Raw genomic sequence first — 22,762 nt, 5'->3', positions numbered from 1 at the left:
TGCAGCACAATTGGAGAAGTCGGGGTTCGGCGCGCCATCGCGATACGCGCGTGCTCGTTCAACTGCTGATGGAGCTGTGCCGGTCTGTTCGTTTCCATGCTCAGAGCCTCTTTTCAATCGGTGATCGAAAGCTCGGATCATCAACGACGACAGGAGGCAAAGCGGCCAGGCCTATATCGAGATAACCCGATGCGGTCCGACATCACAATCACCCGAGGGAAATTGTCAGAGGGGCCCGGCCCGCTCTTTCTAGATAGGACATGGCTCCCGGTGATCAAGCTGTTTCACTATTTGATAATTACTGTAGTCGGCACTCAAACTGCCGCACTTCCCTTCCCAAAGTATTAAGCTGACCGGAAAAAGGGATCGGTCGAAAACACTTGCTTCTGGACACTCAGTTTGGCGATCCGCAAGCCTGAAGGCCATTCGCCAAGCCATGAGCCGCGACGTGACCGCCGGCAGGTACTTGGCTTGCGGCAGGCAAGCCGTGCGGCTTATGTCGCTACTGCTGGTGGGGGGAAATGAATGGCGAATGGCAGTAGCAGCCGCGGAAACTCGGTGGTCGGCGAGCGCTGGCCGCTCTTCTGGGCAGGCTGTGCGGCGATCAGCGTTGGGGTTGCACTTCACCTACCGATGCTCGCGATGGCGCATACGATGGGCAATCACCTGTCGGGTATGCCGATGGACGGATGGATGTACCTGGGCATGGCGCTGATCGGCATCGGCGTGCCGGCAGCTATATTTGGCGCTTTACCCAAGAAACGGCCTGATCACAGGGCAGGCGTTGGCGTCGCATATGAAGCGCCCGATGATACCCCTCTGACGCGCTCGCATGCTGCCGTTCTGCTGGTGCTTACCCTTGGGCTCATCATCGACACTATGAAGCCAGCAACGCTCGGCTTCGTGCTTCCCGGCATGCGGGGCGAGTATGGGCTCGCCAAATCGACCGTTGCCCTGCTTCCGTTCGTTGCCCTTACGGGGACCACAGTTGGCTCGTTTCTGTGGGGGTGGCTTGCGGACATCTACGGTCGGCGTGTGTCGATCCTGTTGTCCACGATCCTGTTCGTCTCGACCTCCATCTGCGGAGCCATGCCTTCCTACAGCTGGAACCTGGTCATGTGTTTTCTGATGGGGTGCTCGGCTGGCGGCATGCTGCCCGTCGTCTACACTCTGCTGGCTGAAATCATGCCCCCGCGGCACAGAAGCTGGGTCCTTGTGCTGGTTGGTGGTACGGGACTGGTCGGTGGCTACCTCGCAGCTAGCGGTGCAGCGCATCTGTTCGAGCCCCTGTTCGGCTGGCGTAGCTTATGGCTGCAGGGCTTTCCCACCGGTCTGCTGCTGCTTGCGATGGCAAGGTGGATACCTGAGTCCCCGCGATTTCTGTTGGAACGGGGTATGGAAGCCGAACTAGCTGCCATGGCTCGGAAGTTCGGAATCGTCAGGCGTGCGCCACAAGCAGCGCCAGCGGACGCTGGCAGTGCCGCGGCTCACCACCGCGAGTTGACTATCGCCCTGGTGATCACGGCCCTGTCTTGGAGCTTCGTCAACTTCGGCTTGCTGCTATGGTTGCCTTCCGATCTCCAGGATCGAGGCTTCAGTGCAGAGATTGCGAGCGGCATCATTGCCAGCTCAGCACTTGTTGCCCTGCCCACGATCATGATCGCGGCCTTCCTTTACAGCCGATGGAGCAGCAAGCGCACCCTGATCGGCACTGTGCTTCTTACGCTCGTCGGGCTTGCCGGAGCCCTACTGCCGGCGCCTACGCTGGCTTGGCCACCGCTGCTAATCGCAGTGATCGCGTTGCTGGTGGTTGGCACAAACGGATTGATCGCCGTGCTGCTTCCCTATGCAGCCGAAAACTACGCATTACGCGTCCGTGGACGTGCCACAGGGCTTATCGCGGGGAGTAGCAAATTTGGTGGCGTTGCTGTCCAGCTGGGAGCCTTCGCTGGACTGATCCCGACGATGGGGGGCGCTGCAATCGCGCTAATTGTACCAATGACGCTGTCAGCGGTACTGATCGGGCGCGCAGGAAGAGAGACGCGGGGCCGCAGCTTACGCGAGCTGGAAGCAACGGTTTAGCTGTCGGCTCGACATAGGCCTGCGGAGTGTCCTCAGCGGTCAGATATGTGAAGAACATAGTCGCAATCACGACTGCACGACAAACAGGTAATTTCGGTCGGCAGCCTGGCGATCGTCGCAAAAGGCCGTCGCCAACCCCGATTGGCGACTATCGTGTGCGTTACGTCGCCTAAGGAGCGGGCCCCTCATTTTAATAAGTCCGTCGAGATGACGCCATTTCTGAAAAATGTTTTGGAAACGGTTTTTGGGCAAGCGGCTTGCAGCAAGGGCAGTTCACTCTTCGCCGTTTTCTGCCTGTCCCGTCCCGGGCTCGTTTGTGAGAACGCCCTCTCCGTCTTGATCGCCGTTTGTCAGACCGGTCATGGACGCGTCCTTGCTTTGCCCAATATGCACGGCGGTTACTGGCCTTGCAGGATGAAGCGCAGACATTGCTGGCCGACCCATCGGGAACGATCACGATCCGCATCGGAGTGCCCGACGATGTCGTGACTCAGGCTATGAGCCAGCAGTTTGCACGGTTCGCCGAACGGCATCGTGAAATCCGGTTAGATGTGACGACAGGCCTCAGCCGCGATCTGACCAAACGCTTCCGTGCCGGCGAATTCGACATCGCCATCGTCAAGGAGGCGAGAGCAGATGGCGACGCCCGCGCCAGCTTTTCCGAACCGCTTGGCTGGTTCGAAGCTAGGGACATTTTCAATGACTGGTCTGACCCTATCCCTCTCGTGACGTTTCCACCGGGCGGATTGTACCGTGACCTCATGATCGACCGGATAGAGCGCGAGCGCCGAAGGTGGTACATAGCCTTTGCCGGCAACAGCCTGGGCAGTGTCCTGTCCGCAATCGAGGCCGGGCTAGGAGTGTCGGTGCTGCCCGTCAGCACCGCCGCCGCACACGCCGTTCGTGCCAGTTCCATCTTTGCCGCGGACGCGCCGTTGGTGGTGTCGATTTATGCTTGGGAAAGCGATGGCGCGACGGGAGAGCTAGTCGCTGCGATGAGCGAAGTGCTGTCCGACCGTCCGGGCGAGCAGATCAATTCAAAACCTCTCGACAAAAGGTAATCTGCTTGCGCGCGCTTTTCGCTCCGATCCTTGCTGGTGCCACATTCGGCGATCGGCTGTTGGCGTGTACCGGTGCCGCGGTCGGAATTACGCTTACTGCGATCGTGACAGCGATGGCGTTCGGAAACGGATGACCGGCGATTCTGCTGGTGGCCCCGATGGGCGCTTCCGCAGTGCTCATCTTCGCCGTACCGCCCAGCCCGCTTGCGCAGCCCTGGTCAGTGATTGGTGGCAACGTCGTCTCAGCTGTTGTCGGGGTGGGGATCGCATCCGTGGTGTCATCGCCCGCGCTTGCGAGCGGCTTGGCAGTTGAAGGCGCGATCTTGGCAATGTCGCTGCTGCGCTGCCTGCACCCTCCTGGCGGGGCTGCCGCACTAACCGCAGTCATAGGCGGACCTGCCGTTACGGCAGCGGGCTGGATGTTTCCGGTTCTGCCTGTTGGTATTAATGCCGTGATCCTGACCGCTGCCGGGATGCTCTTTCATCTGCTATCGAGGCATTCCTACCCGCATCGTGCTATCTCAATGGTAGCCGGGCCTACCGCTCCGGGAGGAGATACTATTCCCCATCCTGAAGACCTCGACGCTGCACTTGCGGGCCTTGGTGAGACATTCGACATCGGCCGCGAGGATCTCAATCTACTATTAGAACGCGTGAGAGTGCATGCTGCAATACGTCGTGCAGATAATAATGCTAGAAAACGGCGCTGAGGCTCACGTAGACAGATCTTTCGGAAAGCAGAATTTTGACTTTGGCAGGATCACTACCGAACGGTTATGACGCCGGCTCACAAACAGCTTTCAACCATCGTGGTCCCGAAAGCTGCCTGTCGCCTCACCATCGATTATTGCCTTTCAGCGGTCAGACGTGTGGAAAACCCGGTCGCAAATACGACTGTGCGACAAACGGGTGATTTCGGACGGCAGCCTCTCGATCGTCGTAAAACGCCGTCGCCAACCCCCACTGGCGTTTATCGTGTGATTTGCGTCGCCTAAAGAGCGTACTTGTCATTCCCAAAGCTCCGTCGAGATGACGCCAGTTCGGCACAACGTTTTGAAACGGTTCGTTGCCAGGCCGGGTTTGTTTTTAGGAAGGTGATGCGAACCTACGATGCCAAAGGGCGGCCATATACCCATCGCCTGTAAGGCGGTGGTAGCGGTCGCTCCCGTCGTCCTTTATACTCTGAAATTGTTAGGTCTTTGAACGGCGAAGCAAATCGCTGCAGACATAGAGCGGAGTGATGCGTGAGGGACTATCAAGAAGACGCACGGATCACGAACGAGCTAACGCGAGAAGACAACGGTCCGGACCCATTCTCATCTGCGGTTCGTGCAACCCGGATGCCGATGTTGATTACCGATCCGAGCAAGCCGGATAATCCCATCGTCTTCGTCAATGGCGCTTTTTCTAAGCTTACCGGTTTCGATCACGACGAAATATTGGGACGTAACTGCCGGTTTCTGCAGGGGCCCCTCACTGATCGAGGCGAGGTCGACAGACTACGCGAGGCGATCGTGGCGCGCGTTCCCATTGAGCTGGAACTGTTGAATTACCGCAAGGACGGTACGACATTCTGGAACCGGCTTCTCGTCTCCCCTGTATTCAATGACGATGGCGAACTGACATACTATTTCGCATCTCAGTTCGATGTCACGCTTGAGCGCGAACGGCTTGCGAGGTTAGAGCGTGACCGGACCGATTTGCAGTCCGCCGTTGCCCGCCGCGAGGCCGAACTCATCGAAAGTGAGGAGCGTCTGCGCTTCGCGCTGAAAGCCGGTCGCATGGGTTCGTGGAGCATCGATCTCCAGACGTTGCAGATGATCGCCTCGGATGGCTCCAAGGAAACTTACGGGCGACCGCTTTCCGAGCCGTTTACGTATGAAGATGCGATGGCGGCCGTCCACCCGGATGATCGCGCCAGACGCGACGAAGCGATGCAAGAGGCGATCGCTGACGGTAGCCTGCTCGACGTAGAGTATCGCCTGCACACGCCTACTGGCGAAGAACGATGGGTGCAGATCCGCGGTCAGGCGAGTTACCGCGCCGACGGTACGCCGTTGGCCTTGATCGGCGTCTTGCAGGAAATCACCGAGCGGAAGCGAGCCGAAGAGCATCGTACGTTACTCGCCAACGAGTTGAGCCACCGGGTGAAGAACAGCCTGGCGATGGTGCAAGCCATCGTCGGGCAGACCCTGCGCAAGGCCACCTCGCTGGAGGAAGCAGGGGCGACGCTGGAAGCTCGCATCCAGGCCATGGCTGCCGCCAACGATCTGCTGGTCAACGAGCGATGGGAAAGCGCGTCATTGCGTAAGCTCCTCCAACGAACGCTTGCGCCATTCGGCATCGATGACGGAACGCATTTCGAACTCGATGGCCCTGACCTCAAGCTGCCGCCAGCTGTAGCGGTCGCTCTTGCTCTTGGGCTTCATGAAATGGCGACAAACGCAGCCAAATATGGAGCCCTTTCGCAGCAAGGTGGCGTTGTTCGCCTGTCATGGGAGATCGTCAACGGGTCACGTCCATATCGCTTGCATTTTACCTGGACGGAAGTGGGCGGCCCGCCTGTAACTGCCCCAACACGTACCGGTTTCGGCACAAAGTTGATCCAGCGCGTTCTTGCCAGTGAGATCGGCGGGAAAGCGGAGATCGATTACCAGCCGAACGGTGTGATTTTCAAAGTCATAGCGCCTCTACCCGAGACAAATGACGAGCTTGCCTGAAACTCGTGGGACATAGCCGAAGAGACCGATACGAATGCGAACGACGGATACAGGCATGAGCGGAACCGACGGTCCGGCCCCCTCTGAGGTCCGGCTGAGCGAGCTACGTCTCAAGGCTTTGATCGAGGCCAGTCCCGAGGTCGTTTACCGGATGAGCGCCGACTGGGGCGAGATGAAGGAACTGGCGGGGGGCGGGTTCCTACCGGACACGAATGACTCAAGTCGTGCCTGGTTGATGGACTACATCCCCGATCAAGATCAGGCGATTGTATCAGCGGCTATCGACAAGGCGATCCAAACGAAGACGCTATTCAGTCTCGAGCACCGGGTTCGTCAGGTGGACGGCGGGATAGGCTGGACGCTATCTCGCGCAGTACCGATCCTCGACGATGATGGCGAGATCCTCGAATGGGCAGGTGCTGCAAGCGATGTGACAGCCCGCCGTGAGGCTGAGCAGCAGTTACGCGATCTGAACGCCAACCTCGAGGATCGGATCAAGGAGCGTTCCGCTTCGCTCCACCTGTACCGAAACATCGTGGAGTCGAACGCATCGCCAGTTGTAGCGTTTGATCACGATCTGCGCGTGATCGCCTTCAATCGAGCCCACGGCCAAGATTGGCTGCGTGTCTTTGGAAAAGAGGCGCAAATCGGCGACGTCATGCCCGACCTGGTTCCGGCGGACCAAGCGAAATCGCTTCGAAAGTTTATGCGCCGGGCGCTCGAGGGCGAAAGCTTTGCCATAAAGGCAGCATTTGGTGATCCGGCACGGTGCCAGCCCACCTGGAGCGTTACATATAATCCGCTGCGCGACGAGAGCGGCGCGATCGTGGGTGCCTTCCACCATGCTGTTGATATTTCGTCGCAAGTTCGTGCCGAAACTGAGTTGGCAGAAACGCAGGAGGTTTTGCGCCAATCTCAGAAGATGGAAGCCGTCGGTCAGCTGACGGGCGGCATCGCCCATGACTTTAACAACCTCCTGACGGTCATTCGCGGGTCAGTGGATTTGCTCCGACGGGACAGTCTGACGCCGGAGCGGCGTGGTCGGTACATCGATGCGATCGGGGACACCGCCGAGCGGGCTGCAAAGCTGACTAGTCAGTTGCTGTCGTTCGCTCGTCGGCAGGCCCTGAAACCAGAGTTGCTCAACATCGAGAATAGCGTCGAGCGTATCTTCGACATGCTCGACACGGTCACTGGTAGCCAGGTGCGCGTAACAATCGAGGTGCTGGATAGCCCTTGTATCGTGCGTGCAGATGCCGGTCAGTTTGAAACTGCTTTGGTCAATATGGCTGCCAACGCGCGCGATGCCATGGATGGTCGAGGAACGCTGACCATCACTCTGGACTGCGCAAGGCAAATGCCATCGATCCGAGGCCATGGCGGTTCGCCGGGGCCCTTTGTCACTCTTCAGTTGCACGATACGGGCTCAGGCATAGCCGCGGACGACTTGCAGCGAATCTTCGAGCCGTTCTTCACAACGAAGGATGTTGGCAAAGGCACTGGCCTGGGCCTGAGCCAGGTCTTCGGTTTTGCCAAGCAGTCGGGCGGGGATATCGATGTTCGCAGCATGATCGGAGAAGGAACGGTCTTCACCTTATACCTTCCTCAGGCCGAGGAAGCTGTCGTTGCAGATCGCGTGATCGACCGGGATGACCAATCGCCGGACGGCCAGGGATTTTCCGTACTCGTTGTCGAAGACAATCTGGATGTCGGCCGGTTCTCGACGCAAGCGCTCCAGGATTTTGGCTACGAAACCACGTGGGTCACGAGCGCAGAAGAAGCCCTGAAGACATTGGGCAGTGACAATTATAATTTCGACGCTGTCTTCTCTGACGTTGTGATGCCCGGGATGGGCGGGATTGAGCTTGCAAAGCAGTTAGCGGCGGAGATGCCGACCATGCCTGTCGTGCTGGCGAGCGGATACAGCCACGTTCTGGCGCAGGAGGGCGTGCATGGCTTCACGCTCGTGCAGAAGCCGTATTCCGCCGACAAGATCGCTAAGACGCTACGGAAGGCGATCGGTTAGCGTCGACGGTCGGCACGACTACCGGTTCCGTTACACTCTGTCAGGTCAGGCAACTGCTGCGGCACGGTGGCAAGAATAGCTGAATCGAAGACACTCTTCCTCAGAAGTTGCCAGCTCCCCAATCGCACCTTTAAAAATTCCCAAAACCCCATCACAAAATCTGAAAACTGGGAGAGCCGACGAGTTTTCCAGACAAGCGTCGCGAACATCTACTTGGTCAACCTTGAGGGCGGTAACGAATCAAGGCCGATCGTTCGCCTGCATTCGAAACATTCGACCGTAATGGCGCCCGCAGATTATAAACCATTACGCAGCCCGATCCTCATTTCCCCGCTGCACTTCACCGTCATCCTTGCGAATGAAACTGATCTTGCCCTGCGTCTCAAGGATCGCCCAAGCTACGTCCTTCATGTGCGCGATACCGGCCAGTCGCATTTCCGCCTCGACTTCGCCGCGCGTTATCCTGTCACGCCGCAGGTTCGCCGTGATCAGCTCACCATCGCGTATTACCACTTGAGGACGACCGTCGAGCAGCGTTTCCAGCCGCGGCGACAGATACGTCGCCCAGCTCATCACCAGCGCCCAGAAGGCGAAGGTCGCAATCGCGAGGATAGATCCGGTCAGGCTGAAGTCGTTGTGTGTCACGCCTTGCTGGACCAGATCGCCCATCACCACAATGACGACGAGTTCGAAAGGCGTAAGCTGGCCGATTTCGCGCTTCCCCAACAGGCGGAGCAGCAAGTATAGTGCAGCGAACGTGACGCTGGCGCGTAGGACGATATCCATTAGGGAAGCACCGGAATCGAAACCCGTTTCTCGGTCAGCCTGACATCGTCGTCGAGCAAGGTGATGGCCCCGACAATACGGCCGAGCAGCGGTGGATTGGTCTGGCCGTCAATTTTGATTTCCAGCGTCTCTCCCGTCTTAAGCGTGGCATAGCTGAAGCGGAACTGTCCGTCCTTGAAGCTCTCGTCGGCAGCAGCGGGAATGTGACTGTTGATCGTGAGATCACGCCACAGCGATGCGTCGAAGCCGATGACAGGCTTCGCTATATCGCGCCGCGCGACCACGCGGATACGCGTTTCGAAGAAAAGCCCGCTCCGTAGCGGCCGGGCCAACTTCACCTCGAGCGATGCAGCTGGCGCCCTGACAACAGCAACCGGTGAGGGCGCGCCACCAAGAATCCCCGTCATCGCGATTGCCACCAATCCGCCGAGGATCAAGAACGCGAGTGGGCTGGCATGTGCGCGCAAACCGTTGACGGTTTTGGCGTGGTTCGCGTCTATTCCGTCCGGGAAAGTTTCGTGTTTCTCCGCCATTGCGTCATTCTGCTTTTTCGTGGCGTACCTGGCAACCACCGGCACTTGTGCATGCTCGATAATTGATGTGGGCTAAAATGACATCGCGTCTGATTGCGAAGCCTGATCGGGAAGGCTGTCACTGGCCCTCTGCCCTCGAAAATCGTCGATCAGAAACTGCGCCTTACCGAGAGACCATGTCCTGCGGTGCAAGGCCGCGGTCCCGTTTGGATCTTTAATCGAGAAGCCTAACGTCACCAGTATTTTGAGATTGCTCGAAACTGATCGATCGCGTGCTGCGGCCCTTCGCCTTCCTCGGCATGTACCAGGCAATGATCGATGTGATTGTTGATGAGAGCCCGCTTGGCGCTGGCGATGGCATTCTCGACCGCCTGGAGTTGCTGAGCGATATCGACCCTGACTGGCGGCCCCACCGTCCTCGCAGATGACGATGGCGGATCGTCCGGCGATGGAGCCTGCCCACTCCGGCATGGTCGCGACCGATCGGCTTAGGACCGCCGGAAGTGTATTTCGGACCGTGTCCGGACCCAGATCGATGACGATCGGAGCGTTCGGCGTCCCTGATGATACGGGCAAGCTTGTCCACGGTGATGGCATGTAGCGCAGGCATGATGCGTCCTCAGGTAGAAGGGACGCGATACTTCGGCCTGTCGCCTCGTGGGGAGATCGCAGTCCCCATGTCCGCAAAAGGCATTCCGCAGCTCGATCTGTCAAGCCTCTCGTATGACCGTATCACCTGGGCGTGTTGGCCGGGTTCCTGCCGAGGAGGGCGTTCGGAGCGCTCGCCGCCAGATAAGGTTCGGTGCCCAACCTAGTGCGCCGTCGAGAGCGTGACTGGGGCGGCGAGCATCCACAGGGCCATCGCCACCATCATCACGTTCTCGGTAAGCGAAATGAAGCCGAGCGGCACGTTGCTGTCCCCGCCCACGCAGGCGCATTTCAGCTTGCGCTTGTCGATATAGACGGCCTTGACCACCGACACGGCTCCAATCGTCCCGATAACGAGCGCGATGGGTACCGACAGCCAAGTTAGCGCACCGGAGATCATCAGCACGCCCGCACCACCTTCCGCGAAAGGGTAGATGTAGGAATAGGGAACCCAGCGTTTGGCGAGCAGATCGTAATTTAGGAACATGCTCGAAAAGCTCTCGACGTTCTGAAGCTTAAGCAGCGCCAGTACGCACATCGAGAAGGCGATGAACCATTCGCCCGCTCGGATCGTGAACGGCGTGCCTAGCACCGCATAGCTGGCAGCGAGCGCCATCAGTGCCGTCACTGCAAACAAGACGATTACTGGCCGGTAGGTTACGGCCTTGGGATCACGGACAGCCTCGCCGAAGAAGCGGCGCAGATCGTCATAGCCCCCCACTCGCTCGCCCGCGATGAAGGTCTGCGGCGTAGTCTTGACCCCATGCTTTGCCTTGAAGGCATCGGTTTCTTCGCGCGTTTTCAACCAGTGATCGTCCACCTGATACCCTTCGCGGCGCAGCAGGTCTTTCGCCTTGAGGCCATAGGGGCAGGTGTGTTCCGGCATCACCATCCGGTAGATCTTCGCCTGTCTGGCGGGGGCGGTCGCCATGTCGCTTCTCCAGCTTGTTTACCTCGCCTATATAGGATCCGTACCACAGTACGGAGTCAAGGCATGGCAGACATGACGATCGCAGGACTGGCGCGCGAGGGCGGCGTCGGCGTCGAAACGGTGCGCTATTATCAGCGCCGCGGCTTGCTCGACACGCCGGCCCGGCCGGACGGTGGCGGCGCGGGCGGCGGTATCCGGCGCTACGGTTCAGACGATGCGCGCCAGCTTCGCTTCATCCGATCAGCCCAAGCCGCAGGGTTTACGCTTGAGCAGATCGGCGAACTGCTGGCGCTGGACGCGACCAACGATCGCGCCCGAGCGCGCGAACTTGCCAATGAGCGCATCGGCGCGCTGGACGAGAAAATCACGGAGCTTGAGCGGGTACGCGCCTCGCTTCGCCGGCTCGCGCGCGAGTGCAGTTCCGGTTCGGAAGGCCCCTGCCCGATTTTAACAGCGTTCGATCATATCGACCGGTTGGACGCTGCGGCACTGACGGTCAGATGAGCGAGTTCGTGGACCGGCTCGAAGCGCGAGAACGGTTTTAGGTGTCACAACCGTTCGAGACTGTTGTGACACTGCCTACGATAAGCGGGTTTTTACAGGCTCGCAGGTGTCAAAAGCTAGTGTTAGAATGTCTGCTACGGGATCGGCGTTTTATAGCCCTCGATAATCGAAATATGGACCCGTACGAGCCCAGCTCGAGGTGAACAAACGGTCGCTTGCGCCATCCGAGCGCCCTGAGCGGCCGGGCCGTAATCCTTTCCTTTATCGCCGTTCAGCCGTCTGCTGTGTGAAAAACCAGTCGCAATCACGATCGTGCGACAAACTGGTGATTTCGGACGGCAGTCTTTCGATCGGCGCAAAGCACCGTCGCAACCTTGATTGGCGACTATCGTGTGTTTTGCGTCGCCTAATAGGCGTTTGGGCCGCTAGCGTGCCGGCTTCTGACAGCAAATATAACACCTGCAACTCCAATCCTCTGGCTGCATATTGAGCAACCGGGGCTTATCAACGCACGCATCATCTATTGGCTGAGTATCTCGCGATGAGCCGCTCACGGATGCCGGCGATCGTGTCCTCGGCACCGCGCGCTGCCAAGCGGAGTGGATCCGGCACGGTCGCTCGGGAAATAGTGAAGGTTCCCGATGACGATCGTGCGGCGAGAGCCAAATCTCGCTGAGCGACCCCCGATAGGCGTCAAGCCACCAGGCGTTCAGCCATTATAGCGATCATAGCTGCATTCAGCGTCAGCCTATTACCGCTGTTCTCCTCAATCACCAGATAGCTTTGCGTACGCCTAAGTGGATCAAGCCCGTTCCAGCGACGCAGGCATTCACCTAGCGTTGCCTTCCAAGGCTGATGGATGGTTTCGATCAGTTCGGCGCGATTGTCTGGATCGGTGATGGGCATGCCGCCGCCATAGTCCACTTTGCTGAACGCCCTGCTAACACTGCCACGCACTTCTGCGTCTCGTAGATCGGCGTTATCAGCAACCGCGAACGCACGCGTGATGCGAGCGGTGTAGCAGCTGCCGTTATCGGTCAGCCACTTGATTGGCTCGGGCCTGCGGTTCAGACCACACATGCCTCTTAACCGCCTGTAAAGCATATGCTAACCATAGGTTCAAACGGTGTTGAAACACTATTGGCCTATGATTTCTAGTGGAGGCGGACGAGAAGGCCGATCGGGTATGACATACGTTCCTCCAACGATAAGTATGCCCCGTCATGTGAAGCCCACTGCAACCGTTGCAAGCGTCGTGTTATGCCTGGCTCTCGCCGGGATCCTTGCGATCTTGCTTGCCGGACTCTCAATGAATTCCGATGCACTGAACACGCAAAGGCAGCTAATTGACAATGCTGTCAGCCAAGACGTGGTGGAAGCCTTAAACGAAATTCAGAGTATCGCATTTTGGGACGTCGCGGCCGAGAAGACCACAACATCGGTTATGGATGTTGACTGGTTTAACAATGAAATCGGTCAATATCTCAGCAAGGTGAACGGACACGATGCCGTCTGGATACTCGATCAGGATAACAAGCCAATTTACGGTTACGAAGGCGGTCGGCAGCTTCCCCCCTCTTCGCTTCAATCTTACGGCGGCGAATTAGCAGAACTGGTCAGGATCGTGCGCAGCGGCAAAGAGGACGGTCGCCGCATACGCGACGCGAACATTGAGACACATCGTGGAGCGTACCCTGGCTCCCTCGGCAGCAACTCGCGTGGCCGTTGGAGTTCGCATATCATCGGGGATGCCGGCGAGGCTGTGATCCTAACGGTCATGACGATCGTGCCAGTCACTGAACGTGTGGTCTTGCGGCAGCGGCCTCATTTGATCGTCAGCGCCGTCAAAATCAATGAGCGGCGCATCCAGACCTATGCCGAAACTCTGCTGATCAACGGACTTCATGTAAGACCGCTAACGTCCTCGCATAAATATTCGGGCACATATATTCTAACAGATGATAAGGGCCAACCGATCGTACAACTTGTATGGGCCTCTCGCCGACCAGGCCGGATCCTCTTACAATACGTCTTGCCGCTCTTCGTCATCGTTACCGCGATCGCCGCATTTCTGCTAGTCGCAACGTTCCGCCGAATGCAGAAAATGACAATCTCGCTGATTGACAAAGAGCGAGAGGCGAGTTTCCTTGCCAACTTTGATCCGCTATCTTCGCTTCCCAATCGTCGTCTCTTCATGCAACATTTCAACAAATTGCTTGCTCCCCACCTGATTGACTCAAATCCCGCAATGGTAGCATTTTGCGACATCGATAACTTCAAGACCGTCAATGACACGTGGGGCCACGAGGTCGGCGATGTTCTCATCAAGACCGTCGCCAAACGATTGCGAAATGGTTTCCCGGACAGTGTTCTCGTCTCGCGCTTCGGCGGCGACGAGTTTGCTCTGGTGCATGCGGAAAAGTGGCTATCGGTAGAGGACTTTGGAAATCGCATACAACGCGCTTTCGCAGAGCCTTTCGATCTTGCAGGAAAGCCGTCACGCATTGGCGTATCGGTCGGTATTGCGATTGCACCAGATCACGGCCGCGCAAGCAGCGAGTTGCTGCGCAACGCTGATATTGGCCTGTACGAGGCCAAGGATGGCGGCCGCGCGCGTTGCGCAGTGTATCACCGCGGCATGCACGACCAGATCGTTGTGCAGAAGGAACGTGAAACGCGGATTCAGAATGCGCTCGAAGCCAGCCGCTTCGAACTCCACTACCAACCCATCGTCGATATCCGCAGCGCCTGCGTCTGCGGCATGGAAGCCCTGCTGCGCTGGCCGGCGGACGATGCGGCAGCGATGCCGCCAGCAGAATTCATCCCGATCGCCGAGCGAGCGGGACTGATGCCCATACTTGGGGACTGGATCATCTCGCAGGCCTTCCGTGATTCCCTGCGGTGGCCGGGACTATGGGTTTCTATCAACCTGTCACCGCTGCAGATTAGCACCGCTGGCCTGATCAACACCCTTAGTCGCGAACTACGCATAAGCGGCGCTGACCCCGCGCACATAATGTTCGAGATAACGGAGGGTCTTCTTCTTAATTCAACTGTTGATACCCGGAAAACTTTTGACGCCATCCGAGCTATGGGCTTCAAGATTGGTCTTGACGACTTTGGAACGGGCTATTCAAGCCTAATTTACCTCCAAGACTTTACCTTCGACAAACTCAAGATAGACCGCAGCTTCATCTGCAACGGCAAGCTGCAGGACTCGCGCTCTGCCTCCCTGGTGAAAGCCGTCATCGACGTTGGCCGCGCACTCGGCATCGAAGTGGTGGCCGAAGGCGTCGAGCACCTAAGCGAGGCGCGGATCCTTCAGGCGCTCGGTTGCTATCAGTTCCAGGGGTGGCTCTACGGACGAGCGCTTCCACCTATCAAAGCAACTGACCACATACGAGAATTGAACACACTTGTATCCCAGGGGTTCACCGTCGATCCGGTAGCCTCGCTGCGCGTGGCAAAATAGCAATTCGTATCTTACAAATCTTGCCCTCGGGACTAGTGGCCGGTGCGATGTTGGCCGGATCGATTTCGACCACGTCATCTGCCCAGCTTCCCGCACCACGAATTGACGTCGACGAACCAAGCGACATCATCGTGACCGCACAGCGTCGATCGGAGCGTCAAATAGACGTACCGGCCGCGATCACTTCCTTGTACGGAAAAGGCTTCGACGCAGCGGATTTGGGTGACACCAAGGCAGTTATACGGTTCACGCCCGGTTTTTCCGGCTTCGCAGAGAACAACTTCGTCGACGGCATCGCCATTCGCGGCATCGTTTCAAACGACTACGGGCTTGGTGGCGACCCCTCGATTGGAATTTTTCGAGACGGCGTTCACCAAGGTCGGACAGGTTCGGTGATCACCACCGCCTATGATTTGGAACGCGTTGAGGCGCTACGCGGGCCGCAGGTGTTCCTGTTCGGTCGCAATGCAATTTCCGGAGCACTGGCAATCGTCACCAAGGCGCCCGATCCGGACGCGGCCGAAGGCTACGTGACGATCCGTGCGGGCACTAGGCACCGCTTTGAGGTTCAGGGGGCTTACAACGCCGCTTTAGGCGATGGTTGGGCGCTTCGTGCGGCCGTTGATCGGGAAACCGAGAGAGGATCGTCACAAAATGCGAGCTTCCCCAATGCGAAAGAATTGGGATCCCGCGACGTGGCCGCAACTCGTGTATCACTGCTTCATCGGGGCAATGACACGACAGTACGGCTTACGGGTGAATATGACGACCGCGAACTTGGCGGCACACCGCATCGCGCCAGGATCACCGATGCGGCGGTGATTGGCCTGCTACGCGAACTGAATCCACAACTGGAGATCCGGGGCGGCCGGCGGGACGTCGACAGTGATCTATCGAAGCTGCGTGACCACAGCCGTGTCGGCTCGCTAACCCTAAGGATCGATCACGATGCAGGCTCAGTGACGCTTGCCTCGCTCACCGGACTACGTGCTCATCGCTACCGGTATCTTGAGGACTACGACGGCACACCCCTGGTCATCGACTCGTTCGGCGTCAGACAGCACGGCGACTATGCCAGTCAGGAGTTCACCGCCGTCTCGACGGGCAAAGGCCCGCTGCAATGGGCGGCAGGCATTTCGGCTTACCGTGAGCGCGTGAAAGGCAGCTATGCCAACGGCATATCAGAGCAGATCGTCTGCGGCCCAGGCTATGGATATGCGGACTGCAACCAGCTGGTGGCGGACATCTATGGCAGAGATCGGGTCTTCCTACCTGCGGCGGACGGCATTCTGACCGACGTGAACCGTGCCAAAGCTGCCAACTGGGGTACCTCGGCCTACGGGGCGGTGGATTGGAAGGTGATCCCGGATTTGACGATCGGAGCAGGTGCTCGCTACACGTGGGATCACAAGCGGTTCGATCTCGACGTGCCGCAGGTCGCGAGCACGTTGGGAAATGTTTGGCTTTCGACCTACTACACTAGCGGTTACGTCCGGGCGGCACAGGTTTGGGACGGCGTTTCGCCGCGCGTCTACGCACGTTGGGCCCCAAACCATGACTGGACGATCTATCTAAGCGCCACCAAGGCCATGAAGGCAGGAGGGTTTGGAACGTTCAGCCTCGTCGCCTCCGAACCGCTTGATGATTACGATCTCGTTCCCGTCGGCACAAAGCCCGACGACTATGGTAAGGAAACAGTCCGCAGCGTTGAGCTGGGCGTGAAAGGCCGACTTCCTGACGGTCGCGGCACCGCCGCCATTACGGCTTTTCACTACATCTACAACGACCTGCAGGCCAACGTCTTCGATCCGGTGCTCCGCAGTACGCAGGTCATCAATATCGGTAGGGTCCGGGGCACCGGCATTGAGGCGGAGGCGGCACTGCGGTTTGGCCGTCACGTCAGTCTGGCGCTCACCGGCGCCTGGACGCGTACGGTTAAGACCGGCGATCGCGGCTGCACGCTCGCCGACTGCGGTGGTCTAGGCAATCCTAAGCTAACCACGAGCGCGATTTTGCGCCTACAAACGCCACTTCGAAACGGCGAATTGTACGTGCAGAGCGAGGCGTTCTACGCCAGCCGCGCACGGCGCTCGTTCGACGACCGGGGCTTTGGGCGGGTGCCTGTCTGCGCCCGAGGCGACGTGCGGCTGGGATATGCCGGTAATGCAGGATGGAGTTTGGAAAGCTACGTCCGCAACGTGACGAACTCGCTGTGCTACGCCGGTGCCGACAACGGCGGAGGGATCTCGCCAGCCACTCTGTGGGGCCCGATCCTTGCGCGCACCGCGGGACTAGCACTTACGCGACGCTTCTAGGTTCTGTTTTTCCCGTCCCGTATCCCGTGTTCCAGAAGGAATGGGATCTTGCCTAGTTCGCATTGCTCAGTTGATAAAAGATGATTGAGCACGCCTGCATGGTCGTAGGCTTTCAAACCGCGATGGAGGTCAAGCTCGGCCTGCGCCGATCAATTATACCAGACGTTCGGCTCTACATAGCTTCCCATCCCTCTCTCGAGATCGATCGCCACAGGCGCCAGCCCGCCCGCGATAGGGTAGTTCCCGGACCGTTCGTAAAGCTGACCCGACCACGCCTCCCAAAAACCGACCGGTTTCTCGATGACCATGGATTTGCGGCAAAGACTGACCATGCGCCCCCCCGCCCTCTCATGACTTCGCAACCATGGATCGTAGAGCCGACCATCATCCCGCCGCAATATCGCGTAGTCCGCGATATCCATATCGAGATGCTGCTCGAGCATGGTCGGCCGCACTGGGAGAAACGGCTTGCCAAGGCCCTTGCTCTCTACAAGGTTGCGCATCGCACCGAGCACCACGCGGGCCAACCCACGATTACGATGTGCGTCCGGTACGGAAACAGATAGGCCCACCACCATGTTCGGTGCACAGCTAGTCGTTTCGGCAGCGCACTGAAGCGCCCAATCCCAGCCACGCTCCGGCAAGTTAGACGGATCGTCGTAAAACATCGGGATGAGGTTGCCAGTTGCCACAACATAGTCACGATCACGATCGATGACGGCAATTTGATATTCCGGATATCGCTCCATCAGATCAAAGTAATGAATGAACGGCTCTGAGAAGTTTAGAAATCCCATACGGGACCAGACAGCTTTCTCTATTTCATCAGCCGCATTCGCTACCTTATCCGATTCGGCGAACGTCGTTATTAGAAGGTTATCCATCATTTAGTATCATCCCTTACGGCCCCGCATACTTGCCCCATAGATGGTTAAAGTCTGATTAAGAATGCTTGATGGCATAGATGAATGAAAACCATTGGCGGCTGTGGTTCATCTACCGCATTCCTACGCTCACGTAAGTACAACCAAATCTAAAGCATTCCAAAGGTATAGGCCGTCAGTACCGACATAAATACGCCGGAGCACAAATGATAAAAACGGTTTTCCTGATATGACTGCACGTGTTCCGACTGAGGATCGGCAACCAGCGGATCGGCCAGTGGCCGTTACGATTAGCAATTGTTCTGCCGCGATATTGCGTTACCACGGGGTGGACCCGGAGAAGTTCGCCGTCGTGCGAGCAGTTCCGCGTACGAATGCGATCGAGATAAGCGAGGTGCGTCTTGTTGACGGTCACCTATCGCTAACGATCCTGCTGCCGATGCCGTACGGCTCGAGACGCATGACTGTTATTACGGGTAAGAACGCCAGCATATCCCTTCCGGGCATGGAGTTGTCGCCTGAAGTCGCTGCTGCGGCCGTCGGACGCCCCGTAGGACGTCTCTCTGGTCATCCTGCATTCGAAAACCTTACGGAAGTCGTCGTGACCGAAGTCTTGCAAGTCGTCGAGGTCGGACAGCGCCCGACTACGATTCTGCGGTTTGACGATCAGGTCAAGCTACTAAACGCCGCAGATATCGCGACGCGGTCATATAATTAGATGCCCCGCACTAATACAGGAGTGCCGATCGGCAGTACTTGCAACACCGGCCCCTGCAAAGCTTCGACGCCGACTCACTAACTTGGCAAAGATCTACCAGGGTTCCACTTTCGGCGTCGACTCACAGGTCTCAGAGGCCACTGTCATAATGTCTGCTACGGGATTGGCGATTTATGAGCATTGATAGCCGAAATACGGGCGCGTACGCCCCCAAGTCGAGGTGAGCAAACGGCTACTCACGCAATCTGAGCGCCCCTAGAGTGGTCGGGCTGTAATTCTTCCTATAATCGTCATACCCTAGTCAAATGTGTGGAAAACCCGGTCGTAATGACAACTGTGCAACAACAGGTGATTTCGGACGGCAGCCTCCCGATCGCCGCAAAACGCCGTCGCCAACCCCGATTGGCGAATATCGTGTATTCTCCGACACTGCATGGCGGACAGTCGGCGCTCAAAAGCGGCCGGGCAGGTGTACGCCCAGGGTCAGACGCTTGGGTTGGAGATCCGCTATCTGAAAGCAGCCATTCGGCAACCCAAACGCCGCATCAGTGCCCCGGCAGCAGGTGCTCCACTTTTAGCAGGCAAGTCGTGCAGCGTATGTCGCTGCTACTTGTGGGGTAAATACATGGCGAACGGTAGTGGCAGCCGCGCAAACTCGGTTGGCGGCGAGCGCTGGCCACTCTTCTAGGGGCGTACCTTTCCAATGGACGAACTGACGACTGCCACAGCCAGCTTTGACTTCCCAAGCGAACGCAATAGCAAAGAGCAACCGGCGTATGGCGTACATGCTCTGCTCGTCTGGCGACGCTGTCGAGCTACGCCTCGAACTGAGCGGCTGAACGTGCGATAATAGTCCGGCAGCGCCTCGTCCCAAGGCAGTTAGCGCTTTTCGGTCAGGTTCATTGATCGGCTCGTCGTCGAGCCTGCGCGCCCCGATGCAGCCGCCCTAGGCCGCGCGGTCTTCGGGCGCTTGCCGCCGCCCGCACCGGAAGAACCGGATCATCAAGGGCACAGCCTCGGACCCCAAGAACTGGTCTACGTTGACCTCCTTATGTCGTTCACAGCCACAGATCAGATATGCCCTTCTGATAACAAGGGACTGCATGAGTCGGATTTAGACTGTCAATCGCCGACTTAGTGAAAGAGCGGCAAATCCAATAGAAACTGCTTTTATCGAGTCGCATTCAACATCTGCGACATGCCTCATCACACGATCAAGGAATCCCCTTTCTTCGCCAAGGTTTCTCTCAGCTAGATATTCCGTTGTCCATTTTCCGAATTGGCGACAATTGGTCGTAATAGGCCTAAAATAGCTAATATTATCGTGACGCGAATCTTTAGCAATCCGATCCATCACAGCCTGCACTGCGGCAGCGTCTCCCTCCAGCGCTTGTATGAAGCGGGCACCGTCAGATAGGAGAAGACCAGTAATATCTTCAGAACGGTTTCTGGCATCAGCAAGGTCGCGAAGGTCGGCCAAATCACCTGACGTAAAGTTCTGCTTGGCTCTGCTGATATAAATAATGATCTGCATAGAACCCTCGGATCGTATCGCACTAAGTCATGTCGATCGAAATGACTCCGCTCGCTGACACATTCTCGGTTTTTTCTGGTTAAGAAATAGTTAATGGCTGACAAGTGAATCCTCAGGAGGATAGCGTCCGTCAGTCGGGTTAAGTAACCGGATCCAAATACCGCTGGCAGCGTGAGTGCCTGCCAAGCAGCGACAGCCATTTCTCTAAACGCGGCCTTCCAAGTAGCGCTGGCCTCTTTCCATGGCGCCCGATCCTCGACCCGCTCTATTCGGCTGCCTGACATATAGGCCGCGACGTGTTCGATCATCGCGTCCTCATCATTGCTCGTGCATAGGCGACACCGTCCCGTCACATCGACTCCTTACAAGCCTGTTCCCGATAGGTGCCGTGGCAAATGCATCATCAAACACGAATCATGATCAATCTGGCGGTCCAAGTTCTGTGAGCCACGCTCAGTGAGACTGTCAGCGGTCGCGTGGACACGCCAGCGGTGCGCCTAGCCCTGCGGTGCCTCTGGCATCATTGCCCCGAGCGCTGGCCGCTCGTCATGTTCTGGGAGGGTGCGTAGCAAGATAACGAGATCGGCCAGAGCCAGAGTGTGACGGCCTCCCTCACCGGGATTGTGCGACATCTGCGACCATCCGAAGCGTATTTCGAGATCAGCAATTTGCAGTAGATGCCCAAGTGCCTTTAATAACATCGACTGCAGCGGCAATGCGGTGCCAATCCTTTACGGCGATGGGGTCGCCGATGGCAGCGACCATCTGATCGACGATATAATCTGGTGTATGTTCGCCGTGTTCTGCAAGGATGGCGCCCGCCTGTATCCAGACATCTCGATTACTTATGGGGGCTGACCGGGCCATCAAATGTCGAGGTTTCGGCGCTCGACTTCGGGGCGAGAGCCCTCGCTGGCCTGTAACGCCATCGCGATGATGTGCGCGATGACCGGCTCCGGAATGGCGTTAGCCACATCGAGCCCAAATTGGTCAAGATACGACCACGCGACCTATCCCGAGTAGACAGTGAGCCCCGGTATATCGAGCGAAACAAACCGTCCGACCGTAACTCTGTATTCCGAGCGAAGCTTGAACCCCAGAGTTGACACGTTTTGAATGATAGCCGGATGCTCATCTGCAAGAGTGTGATGAGCACGGCTGGAAGACTCATCGCCGTTCGGTTCGAATACCGACGATCAAGCCGGTCTTTGCCGGCACTAGCCACAGGGCCGCGATGGGTGTTCATGGGGCCGTCGTCCGTCAGCACGCTTAAAACTCCGTTAAATCATAGCATTTTAGACTTTCGATTTAACGTGATGCAAAGGCCCGCCGCGCCTTCGCAATTCTCTTTATGACACACTTGCTATGGCAGTATGGCCAGTGCGCTTAGCCCCGTGGTCGAGTTGCGTTTAAGGTTGGCCAACCGGCCCGACGATAATGCCGCTGCCATCGTCAGTGACCGCGGCATGTATCTGGGCTATGTCAGCGCCGAGCGCGCGCTGCTGATCGGCAAGCGGATGAAGGAAAGCCAAACAGTCGCCGTTTTTCAGGCAATGCACGGAAGCGGAGCCTACATCCGGATCCGCTTCGCAGGTCGCGTTCCTACCCAACCCCGTCCCCGATGTTCCGAAACGCCCGCCACCCCGCTTGGCTCGGCCTGCGGATCGACCGGTGTACGATTCCCCCGCGCGTTCTATCCAGATGAGGATAGGGCCGGAGTTTGGGGCTTAGTTCATTCGGTAGAAAGGAACTTTGTTCGCTCGGTAGAAAGGGGGTGGGTTCTACCTTTTTTGCCATGCAAGGCATTGATCGAATTATGGAGCAAACCTTCGAAGCTGGTCGGGTCGCGGGCCAGACTATCGACGGCGAACTATCTGACTGCCCGCACGAAGAACGGCTTGCCCCGAACCTAAGAAATGTCTGGATTTCCGGATTTCTGTGCAGCAGGACTGGGCGAGCATACCGCAAGCGACTGCGCCTAAACTAAAAGCCTTGCAGTGCTGGCACTTCGGAACGACTGCCTGCATTTGTAAGGCCGACATCTCCAACGCGAGGGGTTGCCGCGATTGCGCCAACCCCAGTTCCTAAAGCAGTAGTAGTTTTGATGCATTTGGCACCTATGTCCCCGCTCCGACTATATGGTCGAAGTGGGTCAAACAGTTCTGAAATTTTGATCAACCAAAAACTGGTTTGTATTTGCAGGACAGCATCCGTATTAACGCCCGGCCAATCGATAGAGACCTATCGAAAGTGTCACCCCTTCCCTGGGCGACTGAAAGCGGCCTTTTTCTGTGCGTTGGCTATGTCGCAAGCGCTTCACCCCGACGAGGATGGGCCCGAGTGGGGCGCTTGCCTAATCACTGTCCGCTGCTGACGGGCCAAGGCGCATCTGGAGAGCAACTGATCGGACAAAGCTTACGCCGCCACGATGTTGAGTGTGAGAGCAAGGCCGGGCCCATCGAACAGCCCGCCCCCTCGTCTGCTGAGACATTCAGAACTTCAGGACTCGAGGTGCGCAGCATACTGGTTCTCCCGTAGGCAATCAGCG

The 22,762-nt window shown here is 57.7% G+C and carries 17 protein-coding genes; 10 read left to right on the top strand and 7 right to left on the bottom strand.

The window, feature by feature from the left end; translation table 11 throughout:
* The first annotated feature begins 525 nt into the window (after nt 1-525).
* The 5 genes from IFS44_RS20155 (at nt 526) to IFS44_RS20135 (ending at nt 7,889) form a co-directional block, all read left to right on the top strand.
* Nucleotides 526-2,082 carry an MFS transporter gene (locus tag IFS44_RS20155; RefSeq protein ID WP_244650477.1) on the top strand — a complete coding sequence of 519 codons (1,557 nt, stop codon included), beginning with the start codon at nt 526-528 and terminating at the stop codon, nt 2,080-2,082.
* A gap of 407 nt (nt 2,083-2,489) precedes the next feature.
* The gene (locus tag IFS44_RS20150) at nt 2,490-3,143 is read left to right on the top strand and encodes a LysR substrate-binding domain-containing protein (protein WP_197977981.1); all 654 of its coding nucleotides are present in this window, start codon (nt 2,490-2,492) and stop codon (nt 3,141-3,143) included.
* Between the two features lie 149 nt (nt 3,144-3,292).
* Nucleotides 3,293-3,853, top strand: coding sequence for an HPP family protein (locus tag IFS44_RS20145; RefSeq protein WP_446740871.1), 561 nt, complete (start codon nt 3,293-3,295; stop codon nt 3,851-3,853).
* A gap of 534 nt (nt 3,854-4,387) precedes the next feature.
* A complete protein-coding gene (locus IFS44_RS20140; RefSeq protein WP_192099829.1) occupies nt 4,388-5,863 on the top strand; it encodes an HWE histidine kinase domain-containing protein in 1,476 nt (491 codons plus the stop codon).
* 55 nt (nt 5,864-5,918) lie between these two features.
* Nucleotides 5,919-7,889 carry a hybrid sensor histidine kinase/response regulator gene (locus tag IFS44_RS20135; RefSeq protein WP_192099828.1) on the top strand — a complete coding sequence of 657 codons (1,971 nt, stop codon included), beginning with the start codon at nt 5,919-5,921 and terminating at the stop codon, nt 7,887-7,889.
* Nucleotides 7,890-8,195: 306 nt separating this feature from the next.
* Here the strand turns inward: IFS44_RS20135 and IFS44_RS20130 are convergent, their stop codons facing one another.
* From IFS44_RS20130 to IFS44_RS20115, 4 genes are all read right to left on the bottom strand, one after another.
* On the bottom strand, nt 8,196-8,675 hold the full coding sequence (locus IFS44_RS20130) for a DUF421 domain-containing protein (RefSeq protein WP_031392972.1): 480 nt from the start codon (nt 8,673-8,675) through the stop codon (nt 8,196-8,198).
* On the bottom strand, nt 8,675-9,208 hold the full coding sequence (locus IFS44_RS20125; protein WP_159043511.1) for a hypothetical protein: 534 nt from the start codon (nt 9,206-9,208) through the stop codon (nt 8,675-8,677). The genes IFS44_RS20130 and IFS44_RS20125 overlap by 1 nt, the downstream gene beginning before the upstream one ends.
* A gap of 233 nt (nt 9,209-9,441) precedes the next feature.
* Complete coding sequence (locus IFS44_RS22830) at nt 9,442-9,621, bottom strand: metal-sensing transcriptional repressor (protein WP_081877393.1); 180 nt, start codon at nt 9,619-9,621, stop codon at nt 9,442-9,444.
* 398 nt (nt 9,622-10,019) lie between these two features.
* Nucleotides 10,020-10,787: a glutaredoxin family protein gene (locus IFS44_RS20115; RefSeq protein WP_192099827.1), complete on the bottom strand. Its 768-nt coding sequence runs from the start codon at nt 10,785-10,787 to the stop codon at nt 10,020-10,022.
* Nucleotides 10,788-10,859: 72 nt separating this feature from the next.
* Here IFS44_RS20115 and IFS44_RS20110 point away from each other — a divergent pair, with 72 nt between their 5' ends.
* Nucleotides 10,860-11,291, top strand: a complete 432-nt coding sequence (locus tag IFS44_RS20110) for a MerR family DNA-binding protein (protein ID WP_442800379.1) — start codon at nt 10,860-10,862, stop codon at nt 11,289-11,291.
* Nucleotides 11,292-11,984: 693 nt separating this feature from the next.
* Here IFS44_RS20110 and IFS44_RS20105 read toward each other — a convergent pair.
* Nucleotides 11,985-12,371, bottom strand: coding sequence for a hypothetical protein (locus IFS44_RS20105; protein ID WP_192099826.1), 387 nt, complete (start codon nt 12,369-12,371; stop codon nt 11,985-11,987).
* A gap of 229 nt (nt 12,372-12,600) precedes the next feature.
* Between IFS44_RS20105 and IFS44_RS20100 the strand changes: the two genes are divergently transcribed.
* On the top strand, nt 12,601-14,763 hold the full coding sequence (locus IFS44_RS20100; RefSeq protein ID WP_206757883.1) for a bifunctional diguanylate cyclase/phosphodiesterase: 2,163 nt from the start codon (nt 12,601-12,603) through the stop codon (nt 14,761-14,763).
* A 35-nt stretch (nt 14,764-14,798) separates the two neighbouring features.
* Complete coding sequence (locus tag IFS44_RS20095) at nt 14,799-17,078, top strand: TonB-dependent receptor domain-containing protein (protein WP_206757882.1); 2,280 nt, start codon at nt 14,799-14,801, stop codon at nt 17,076-17,078.
* Between the two features lie 149 nt (nt 17,079-17,227).
* Here the strand turns inward: IFS44_RS20095 and IFS44_RS20090 are convergent, their stop codons facing one another.
* The gene (locus tag IFS44_RS20090; protein WP_192099823.1) at nt 17,228-17,965 is read right to left on the bottom strand and encodes a transferase; all 738 of its coding nucleotides are present in this window, start codon (nt 17,963-17,965) and stop codon (nt 17,228-17,230) included.
* A 274-nt stretch (nt 17,966-18,239) separates the two neighbouring features.
* Between IFS44_RS20090 and IFS44_RS20085 the strand changes: the two genes are divergently transcribed.
* The gene (locus tag IFS44_RS20085; RefSeq protein WP_156360315.1) at nt 18,240-18,680 is read left to right on the top strand and encodes a hypothetical protein; all 441 of its coding nucleotides are present in this window, start codon (nt 18,240-18,242) and stop codon (nt 18,678-18,680) included.
* A 1,114-nt stretch (nt 18,681-19,794) separates the two neighbouring features.
* On the opposite strand, the gene IFS44_RS20080 is transcribed toward IFS44_RS20085, so the two are convergent.
* On the bottom strand, nt 19,795-20,214 hold the full coding sequence (locus IFS44_RS20080) for a BLUF domain-containing protein (RefSeq protein ID WP_192099822.1): 420 nt from the start codon (nt 20,212-20,214) through the stop codon (nt 19,795-19,797).
* Nucleotides 20,215-21,587: 1,373 nt separating this feature from the next.
* Here IFS44_RS20080 and IFS44_RS20075 point away from each other — a divergent pair.
* On the top strand, nt 21,588-22,127 hold the full coding sequence (locus tag IFS44_RS20075) for a hypothetical protein (protein WP_192099821.1): 540 nt from the start codon (nt 21,588-21,590) through the stop codon (nt 22,125-22,127).
* Nucleotides 22,128-22,762 lie beyond the last annotated feature (635 nt).

It is taken from the genome of Sphingomonas sp. CFBP 13706 (genome assembly GCF_014842355.1).
In the GTDB taxonomy this organism is placed as follows: Bacteria; Pseudomonadota; Alphaproteobacteria; order Sphingomonadales; family Sphingomonadaceae; genus Sphingomonas; species Sphingomonas aerolata.
Note: the sequence above shows the minus strand (reverse complement) of the source record. Positions and strands in the feature narration are given on the sequence as shown.

Excerpts from the sequence above, each read along its gene's own strand:
- IFS44_RS20115 (WP_192099827.1), bottom strand. The coding sequence starts at position 10,787 with ATGGCGACCGCCCCCGCCAGACAGGCGAAGATCTACCGGATGGTGATG.
- IFS44_RS20135 (WP_192099828.1), top strand. The coding sequence starts at position 5,919 with ATGAGCGGAACCGACGGTCCGGCCCCCTCTGAGGTCCGGCTGAGCGAG.
- IFS44_RS20130 (WP_031392972.1), bottom strand. The coding sequence starts at position 8,675 with ATGGATATCGTCCTACGCGCCAGCGTCACGTTCGCTGCACTATACTTG.
- IFS44_RS20100 (WP_206757883.1), top strand. The coding sequence starts at position 12,601 with ATGAATTCCGATGCACTGAACACGCAAAGGCAGCTAATTGACAATGCT.
- IFS44_RS20080 (WP_192099822.1), bottom strand. The coding sequence starts at position 20,214 with ATGCAGATCATTATTTATATCAGCAGAGCCAAGCAGAACTTTACGTCA.
- IFS44_RS20125 (WP_159043511.1), bottom strand. The coding sequence starts at position 9,208 with ATGGCGGAGAAACACGAAACTTTCCCGGACGGAATAGACGCGAACCAC.
- IFS44_RS20075 (WP_192099821.1), top strand. The coding sequence starts at position 21,588 with ATGGCCAGTGCGCTTAGCCCCGTGGTCGAGTTGCGTTTAAGGTTGGCC.
- IFS44_RS20110 (WP_442800379.1), top strand. The coding sequence starts at position 10,860 with ATGACGATCGCAGGACTGGCGCGCGAGGGCGGCGTCGGCGTCGAAACG.
- IFS44_RS20105 (WP_192099826.1), bottom strand. The coding sequence starts at position 12,371 with ATGTGTGGTCTGAACCGCAGGCCCGAGCCAATCAAGTGGCTGACCGAT.
- IFS44_RS20155 (WP_244650477.1), top strand. The coding sequence starts at position 526 with ATGGCGAATGGCAGTAGCAGCCGCGGAAACTCGGTGGTCGGCGAGCGC.
- IFS44_RS20090 (WP_192099823.1), bottom strand. The coding sequence starts at position 17,965 with ATGATGGATAACCTTCTAATAACGACGTTCGCCGAATCGGATAAGGTA.